Source organism: Porphyromonas sp. HMSC065F10 (genome assembly GCF_001808555.1).
In the GTDB taxonomy this organism is placed as follows: Bacteria; Bacteroidota; Bacteroidia; order Bacteroidales; family Porphyromonadaceae; genus Porphyromonas_A.
The window spans coordinates 14576-22095 of the sequence record NZ_KV793799.1; the positions used below are offsets into that span (position 1 = coordinate 14576).

Below are 7520 nucleotides of genomic sequence, written 5' to 3' on the forward strand. Positions count from 1 at the left end.
GGATGACCGATGCCTATGGAGCGAGCACCCCTACCGGGGTGCTTCCTTCTCTGCTGTAGAGCTCAAATGCGTCACCCCTGGAGGAGCCTGCTGTATATGCGATTCCTGGGAAAAAGTACACAGTTGATTGAGTATGACCGCAAAAATCACTATTACTGGTGATTGCAGAAACGAAGGAAGCATGGTATTTTCGTCTTACCCTGAAAAAGTTGACTCGTAACTAACCTTATTATGAGTACAATGAAACAAAGGAAAGGTACGAAGTCTAAGCCCGCACAGGGATCAACAAATCGCCAAACCAAGGGACATGCCACGACGGGCGAACGACTTGAGGCACTCAAGCGCTATTACGTAAATAGCTACTCTGTCAAGCTTTCAGCGAGCCAGTATCAGGTAACATCATGTACGATTCGCAATTGGATTCGTATCTTTGAGCAAGAGAACCCTGAAGCCCTCAGGCGGCTCCCCCAAATGGATGCTTCTGTTCTCATCCACCACTCCGACAGAGACACTCAATATGCCAGTCTGAAGTACACTAACATGCTCAAGAAAAGAGGAATGCAAATCAGCATGACAGAGTCAGGAGACCCCAAAGAGAACTCCCAGTCAGAGTGGGTGAACAGCGCCATTAAGGACGAATTCTTAAAGGGCAAAGTGTTCCGCAGTATTGATGAGGCAAATCGCGCAATCAGCAAAGCTGTAGCGACTTACAATACCATTCGTTCACGTATGAGCGTTGACTATAATTTTATATTGATTACCAAAATACGAATGATCCAGTTCTTTTTTGGTTTGATATAAATCTTGGATATGGATCACTGAAGAACTCTGATGTAAAAATCCGAGAAAAGTCAGGTGATGTTGGGATCTTATACAACCATCGCTTTCCAATTGATTCAGATTCCAAATTCTGGGAAAAGATTTAAAGTCATCTACCATCTAATCAGTAATAATAATTAACAAATTCTATGTTGACCGACACTTTAAAGTGTCGGCCAACATAGAACATAAAAACCTTATGAGTATGTCAAAAAATATATTAGTCATCGTATTAAAAGTTGTTTGTACTTTAGTTCTAATATATTCCGCGTTTATGATATTATTCACATCGTTTTTTGATTTGCTTTCATTATCGGTGTATATTGATTTTGCAACAGTACTTGTCGAAAAAATTATTCCAAATGCTTTTGCTGTAATTGCATTGATTTTTCTCATTAGATACATTTGGACCAAGGGAAAGAATGAATAGTCTCGTCTTGATAGTATGCAATGATAGATAGGAGTTTATCCGTTAAGATATGATGGCTATCTATATACAAAAGCGTGAGCGTGTTCAGGTCTATGTCAACGGTGTCTTCTCCGGTGGCTTGACCAACACAGCGAAGTTCTCGCTCTATGTCGGTCCTTATCTTGTTGCGGTTCCTAGGAAAAGTACACAGTTGATTGAGTATGACCGCAAAAATCACTATTACTGGTGATTGCAGAAATGAAGCGGGCATGGTATTTTCGTAAAGTAAGAAGTGAATATTGTAGACAAGAAGATAATGGCGAAGGAACAAAGTAATTCCTACCAAGGGGTGATGGATCATTATGACGACCTGTTGACAGGACGAAAGTGGTGGTCAAGGATATACTGGCGATTGATATGGAACGAGGACGCTAATCTCTTGGCTCAGAAAGTGCTCGATTTTATACCGGACGACTTTCAGGGACGATTGCTTGACGTCCCTGTCGGCACTGCCGTTTTTACTGCGGAAAAGTACCGCCGGATGAAAGGTGCCGAGATTGTTGGTTTAGACTATTCGGATGAAATGATAGCCATAGCGGCTTTGCGGAAAGAAACAGAGGGGATAGCCAACTTGTCTCTGAGGCAAGGAGATGTCGGAGACCTTCCCTATCCCAACGAGTCCTTCGACTGCATCCTGTCAATGAACGGCTTTCAAGCTTTCCCGGATAAAGAGAAGGCCTTTGCCGAGATTTTCCGTGTGCTGAAGCCCGGAGGTTTCTTCTGCGGTTGCTTTTATGTCAAGGGTGAACGCCGATCGGCTGATTTCTTTGTCAAGAAAGTTATGGAGAGAAAAGGATTTTTCCGCCCTCCATACGACACCTTCCCCGAGGCCGAGAGCCGACTTAGAGGTATGTATGGCGATGACGTGCTGACAGAGAGAATGGCTACCGCATGCTTGTTTCGCTGCGTGAAGCCACAGAGAGAAGACGTTGATAAGGAATAGTAACTATAAGCGCAACAATCATCGGCGAGGAAAACTTCCCCACTGCTTCTTCTCTCCCAAGGGTTGCTCCTTGACACTTGCAAGCAGCTGCGGGGCTCGTCGGCAACTACGCTCCGTGTGGACTATCACTACAGACGTATGATATGCCCATATACAAAAAAGCGGTGGAGTAAGGTCGTTACCCTGCTCCACCGCTGTAGTACTTGGGGACGCTGCCACAGTTACACCTCGGGGTTCATATAGACGCTGTCGGGGTGGAGGTGTGTCGCCTCCCAGCCCATGGCTGCGGCACCGAGGATGGCGGCGTCGTTCTCCTTCAGCTCGCTGAAGACGATCTTCACCTTGCCCTTATAGATATTGAGGAGGTTCTCCTCCATGGCGCGCTGTGTCGGCTTGAGGAGCAGGTCACCGGCATGGGTGAGACCACCGAAGAGGATGATCGCCTCAGGGCTGGTGTAGGCGACCGCATCGGCAAGAGCCTCACCGAGGATGGTACCGGTATTCTCAAAGATCTGGATCGCCAGCTTGTCGCCCTTCATGGCTGCGTCAAAGACATCCTTGGAGGTGATCTCTGCCGGGTCAAGGTCGCGGAGCAGGGAGTCATCCTCACGGATGGAGAGGTACTCGCGTGCCGTGCGCGCTACACCGGTGGCTGAGGTGTAGGTCTCGAGACATCCCTGGCGGCCACAGCCGCAGGTGCGACCATTGCGACGGATCACGGTGTGACCCACCTCGCCGGCGAAGCCATCGTGCCCGTAGACCAGCTCGCCCCCGACGACGATGCCGCTACCGACACCGGTGCCGAGAGTGATCTCGATGAAGTCCTTCATACCGCGAGCCGCGCCATAGGTCATCTCGCCGATGGCAGCCGCATTGGCGTCATTGGTCAGGACGACCGGGATCTGCAGCTCCTTCTCGAGCAGGCCGGCGAGTGGGATCTTATCTTTCCAGGGGAGGTTGGGGGCAAATTCGATCGAGCCATTGAAGTAATTCCCATTCGGAGCACCGATGCCGATCCCGAAGATCTTATCCATCGTCAGGTCGATCTCCACCAGGTCGCGGATAGCTACCCCGAGGTCCTTGATATAGTCACGGATGTCGAGGTGCTTGCCGGTCTTGATGGAGCTGGTACGCAAGATGTTGCCACGAGCGTCCACGATGCCGAAAGCGGTATTGGTCCCGCCGAGGTCGATACCGATGACGTAGGGCTTAGACTCTATAGTTGGTTTGTTTGCCATGTGTTGGTTTCCAGGTTGTAGGTGGTGAGAGATTGTCTTCCCCTCCCCGCACGGATGGTTGCCCCGGTACGGGGCCGTAGGTCACTTGAGGACGAAGGGAGTCGGCATGTTGCCCAGCTTGAGGGCGTCACGGAGGTTCAGATTGACTCGCCAGTTGTCATTTTCCCGCACGAGATTCATCGTCTGGGGGACCTCAAGGGTGGGGATATCGTTCTTGGCGATGTACTGCTTGATATTCTCCTTCATCTCATCGGGGAGGTCGGAGAGCGAGCTCATGCGCTTGCCATTTGCCATCATCTGCTGCAGGATCTCGAGGCTGATATTCTCCTTGATGATCTTGTCCATATCGGGTACCGTGAGGACGTAGGTGACGGTGGCGGTCTCGCCATTTACGATCTCCTTGAAGCTACCGGCCTTGAGCACATCGCGCGTCTCCGGCACGAGGTCAAAGAGCGCCTGAGCATCCCTCGGGAGGGTGTACTTGGTGATGAAGTTGTCGTACGTCATCGCGGTCTGATCAGCCTCGCAGAGGAGGTTGTAGAAGGCCTGAAGGTCGCCCTTGAGCTGGGCCTCGACAGCCTCCTTGGCGACATCCTTGGGGGAGGACTTACCGCATCCGGTGAGCCCGAGAGAGAGCACCAGCGTCATGGCGATAGCCAGAATGGTATTGATACGTTTCATATCCGGTTTCTGATATTATATGGGTGATATATTCCTAATCTGTGTACTAAGGTACTCCTTTTTCTGATAAAAATTAAGGTTTTTCCTGCAGAATCTTATCCTGAGCGTCTCTCCGAAGCCCCTCGGCGATCACTCCGCTGCCATAGCAGAGGTGCTCCTCGGTGTCGTAGAGGGTGCAGAATTGCCCCGCTGCCACCCCCTGGATAGGCTCCTCGGCGATGACGCTGTGGCTCCCGTCAGCGTGGCAACGGAGCAGCCCTCGGGTGAAGTCGGGCGTGTGGCGTACCTTGAGCGTCACCGCCATCTCATCTGTCCCCTCGGGCATCGGATCACCGGAGATGAAATTCATTGCCCCCAGCCGGATCAGGTCGCTGTACTGCATCTCGGTGTCGAATCCTCGGCTGACGAAGATCGTATTTGACTCCACATCCTTCCGGATCACGTACCAGGGACCACCACTTAGGCCCAGTCCTTTCCGCTGCCCGATGGTGTGGTACCAGAAGCCTCGGTGCTCGCCCAGCACCTGCCCCGTCTCCAGCTCCACGATCGGGCCGACCCTCTCTCCGAGATGCTCCCGGAGGAAGTCGTCGTAGTCAATCCTGCCGAGGAAGCAGATCCCCTGGCTGTCGTCTCTGTGGGCGGTGACCAAGTGATGCTCTTCGGCGATGGCTCGGAGCCGCTCCTTGGGGAGATCCCCGATCGGGAAGAGTGCCTTATGAAGCTGTGGGTAGGTGATCTGGGCAAGGAAGTCTGTCTGGTCCTTCACCGGGTCTACTGCTGTCGCAAGGTAGTCCAGTCCGTCGATCGTCTCCTTGCGGGCATAGTGCCCCGTTGCAATGTGGTCGTAGGTGGATCCGGTGTAGCTGTCGAAGGCGCCAAACTTGATCCACCTATTGCACATCATATCCGGATTGGGCGTCAGCCCCCTTCGTACGGACTCCAGCAGGTAGCCGACCACATGGTCCCAATACTCCCGGTGGAGGTCGATCATCTCAAGTGGGAGGTCGTACTTCCTCGCCAGGATCCGGACGATCACCTCATCGTCCTCCGCCGGACAGCCGGCGTAGCCCTCCTCCTTGGCTCCTATGCGGATGTAGAAGAGGTCAGGCCGTACCCCCTGCTCGAGGAGACGAACCATCGCAACGGAGCTGTCGACACCGCCGGAGAGGAGAAGGGCTGTAGAGGACATGCTTACGAGAGTCGGCTACCCGGGCGGACCTCCTTAGAGGTGGTCGCTACGGAGAGCGTGCCATCGGGCTCTACGGCGCTCAGGATCATGCCATTGCTCTCCAGCCCCATCATCTTGCGGCCGGCGATGTTGGCGAGGAAGAGTACCTGCTTGCCTACCAGCTCCTCGGGATGCTCGTAGTAGGCAGCCAGTCCGGAGAGGATCTGTCGACCACCGAGACCATCATCGAGCTTGAAGCGAAGGAGCTTCTTGGACTTCGGTACCCGCTCGCACTCCAGCACGGTGGCGACACGGATGTCGATTTTCTCAAAGTCATCAAAGGGGATCTCCTCATCGATCGGGTCGACAGTCAGGTGTGCGGCTGCCTCAGCTTCCTTGGCTGCGAGAGTGGCCGCCTTGGCAGCGAGGAGCTTCTGCTTCTGTGCCTCGACCTGATCGTCCTCAATCTTCTCGAAGAGCAGCTCCGTCTTGCCCAGCCGGTGACCCGCCTTGAGGAGGTCAGTCTCACCGATCGCCTCCCAGTCGACCTGCTCGTCCATAGCGAGCATACGGCGGAGCTTCGCCATCGAGAAGGGGAGGAAGGGCTCGAGGAGCAGCGCACTATTGGCAGCGATCTGGAGGGCGACGTTGAGGATCGTCCCGGTGCGCTCGGGGTCTGTCTTGATCACCTTCCACGGCTCGAGGTCGGCGAGGTACTTATTGCCAAGTCGGGGCAGCTCCATAGCGGTGCGCTGAGCATCGCGGAAGTGGAAGTCCTCGATGAGTCGGGCGGTCTCCTCGCGGATCTCCCGCATCTTGGCAAGTACATCCCTATCCTCATCCGTCAGCTCGGCGGCGGGTACCTTTCCGTCAAAGTGCTTACCCGTCAGCACCATCGCGCGATTGACGAAGTTGCCGAGGATGGCTACCAGCTCGCTGTTGTTGCGGGACTTGAAGTCCTCCCACGTGAAGTCGTTGTCCTTGGTCTCCGGAGCGTTGGCAGTCAGCACATAGCGCAGGACGTCCTGCTTGCCGGGGAAGTCCTCGAGGTACTCATTGAGCCAGACGGCCCAGTTCTTCGAGGTCGAGATCTTGTCTCCCTCGAGATTGAGAAACTCATTGGAGGGCACATTGTCGGGGAGGATAAAGGAGCCCTCAGCCTTGAGCATAGCGGGGAAGACGATGCAGTGGAAGACGATATTGTCTTTTCCGATGAAGTGGATTAGCCTCGTCGAGGAGTCCTTCCACCAGGTCTCCCAGCTGTCGGGGAGTAGCTCGCGGGTATTGGAGATGTAGCCGATAGGGGCGTCAAACCAGACGTACAGCACCTTCCCCTCTGCGCCCTTGACCGGCACCGGGATGCCCCACGAGAGGTCTCGGCTCACGGCGCGAGGCTTCAGTCCCATGTCGAGCCAGCTCTTGCACTGACCGTAGACATTGGGGCGCCACTCCTTGTGCTCCTCAAGGATCCACTTGGAGAGCCAGTCTTGATAGTCATTGAGCGGGAGGTACCAGTGGGTCGTGGGACGCTTGACCGGGGTGGATCCGCTCAGCTTGGAGTGGGGGTTGATCAGCTCATCGGGGCTCAGCTCAGAGCCACACTTCTCGCACTGATCTCCGTAGGCCTCCTCGTTGCCACAGCGGGGGCAGGTGCCGACGATGTATCGGTCGGCGAGGAACTCCCCCGCCTCCTCGTCATAGTACTGCTCAGTCGTCTGCTCGATAAACTTTCCCTCATCATACAGCTTGCGGAAAAAGGCGGATGCTGTCTCCTCGTGGATCTTGGACGAGGTGCGGGAGTAGATGTCGAAGGAGATCCCGAAGTCCTCGAAGGACTTCTTGATGATGCTGTGGAACTGGTCCACCACCTCCTGCGGAGTGATGCCCCGCTTCTTAGCCTGAAGGGTGATCGGCACACCGTGCTCATCGGAGCCACAGACAAAGAGCACCTCCCGTCCGCGCAGTCTCAGGTAGCGGGCGTAGATGTCTGCCGGCACGTAGACGCCGGCGAGGTGACCGATGTGCACCGGCCCATTGGCGTAGGGCAGTGCGGCGGTGATGAGAGTTCGCTTGAAGTGACTATTATCCTGACTCATAATCTATGATACCTTATATTATATGGGTCACAAAGGTACCACTTTTCGCTGACTGCCTTGTCGCTCTCGCGTGACCTCAGGGGTGACGCATTTGAGCAGTGCAGAA

6 protein-coding genes are annotated in these 7520 nt (G+C 54.2%); 2 read left to right on the plus strand and 4 right to left on the minus strand.

Going from position 1 to position 7520, the window contains the following annotated elements:
- Positions 1 to 240: 240 nt before the first annotated feature.
- The gene (locus HMPREF2890_RS06445) at positions 241 to 801 is read left to right on the plus strand and encodes a helix-turn-helix domain-containing protein (RefSeq protein WP_070466773.1); all 561 of its coding nucleotides are present in this window, start codon (positions 241 to 243) and stop codon (positions 799 to 801) included.
- 743 nt (positions 802 to 1544) lie between these two features.
- Entirely contained in the window at positions 1545 to 2231 is a 687-nt protein-coding gene (locus HMPREF2890_RS06460; protein ID WP_070466786.1) for a class I SAM-dependent methyltransferase, read from the plus strand.
- A gap of 221 nt (positions 2232 to 2452) precedes the next feature.
- On the opposite strand, the gene HMPREF2890_RS06465 is transcribed toward HMPREF2890_RS06460, so the two are convergent.
- The 4 genes from HMPREF2890_RS06465 to metG all read right to left on the minus strand — a co-directional run bounded on the left by HMPREF2890_RS06465 (position 2453) and on the right by metG (position 7414).
- Positions 2453 to 3469 carry an ROK family protein gene (locus tag HMPREF2890_RS06465; protein ID WP_070466778.1) on the minus strand — a complete coding sequence of 339 codons (1017 nt, stop codon included), beginning with the start codon at positions 3467 to 3469 and terminating at the stop codon, positions 2453 to 2455.
- Between the two features lie 81 nt (positions 3470 to 3550).
- Positions 3551 to 4150 (minus strand): nuclear transport factor 2 family protein, encoded by a 600-nt coding sequence (locus HMPREF2890_RS06470; RefSeq protein ID WP_083289851.1) that lies wholly within the window; start codon positions 4148 to 4150, stop codon positions 3551 to 3553.
- A gap of 73 nt (positions 4151 to 4223) precedes the next feature.
- On the minus strand, positions 4224 to 5339 hold the full coding sequence (gene mnmA / locus HMPREF2890_RS06475) for a tRNA 2-thiouridine(34) synthase MnmA (RefSeq protein WP_070466780.1): 1116 nt from the start codon (positions 5337 to 5339) through the stop codon (positions 4224 to 4226).
- A gap of 2 nt (positions 5340 to 5341) precedes the next feature.
- Positions 5342 to 7414 carry a methionine--tRNA ligase gene (metG, locus tag HMPREF2890_RS06480; protein ID WP_070466782.1) on the minus strand — a complete coding sequence of 691 codons (2073 nt, stop codon included), beginning with the start codon at positions 7412 to 7414 and terminating at the stop codon, positions 5342 to 5344.
- Between the last annotated feature and the right edge of the window lie 106 nt (positions 7415 to 7520).

Excerpts from the sequence above, each read along its gene's own strand:
- HMPREF2890_RS06445 (WP_070466773.1), top strand. The coding sequence starts at position 241 with ATGAAACAAAGGAAAGGTACGAAGTCTAAGCCCGCACAGGGATCAACA.
- HMPREF2890_RS06460 (WP_070466786.1), top strand. The coding sequence starts at position 1,545 with ATGGCGAAGGAACAAAGTAATTCCTACCAAGGGGTGATGGATCATTAT.
- HMPREF2890_RS06465 (WP_070466778.1), bottom strand. The coding sequence starts at position 3,469 with ATGGCAAACAAACCAACTATAGAGTCTAAGCCCTACGTCATCGGTATC.
- HMPREF2890_RS06470 (WP_083289851.1), bottom strand. The coding sequence starts at position 4,150 with ATGAAACGTATCAATACCATTCTGGCTATCGCCATGACGCTGGTGCTC.
- mnmA (WP_070466780.1), bottom strand. The coding sequence starts at position 5,339 with ATGTCCTCTACAGCCCTTCTCCTCTCCGGCGGTGTCGACAGCTCCGTT.
- metG (WP_070466782.1), bottom strand. The coding sequence starts at position 7,414 with ATGAGTCAGGATAATAGTCACTTCAAGCGAACTCTCATCACCGCCGCA.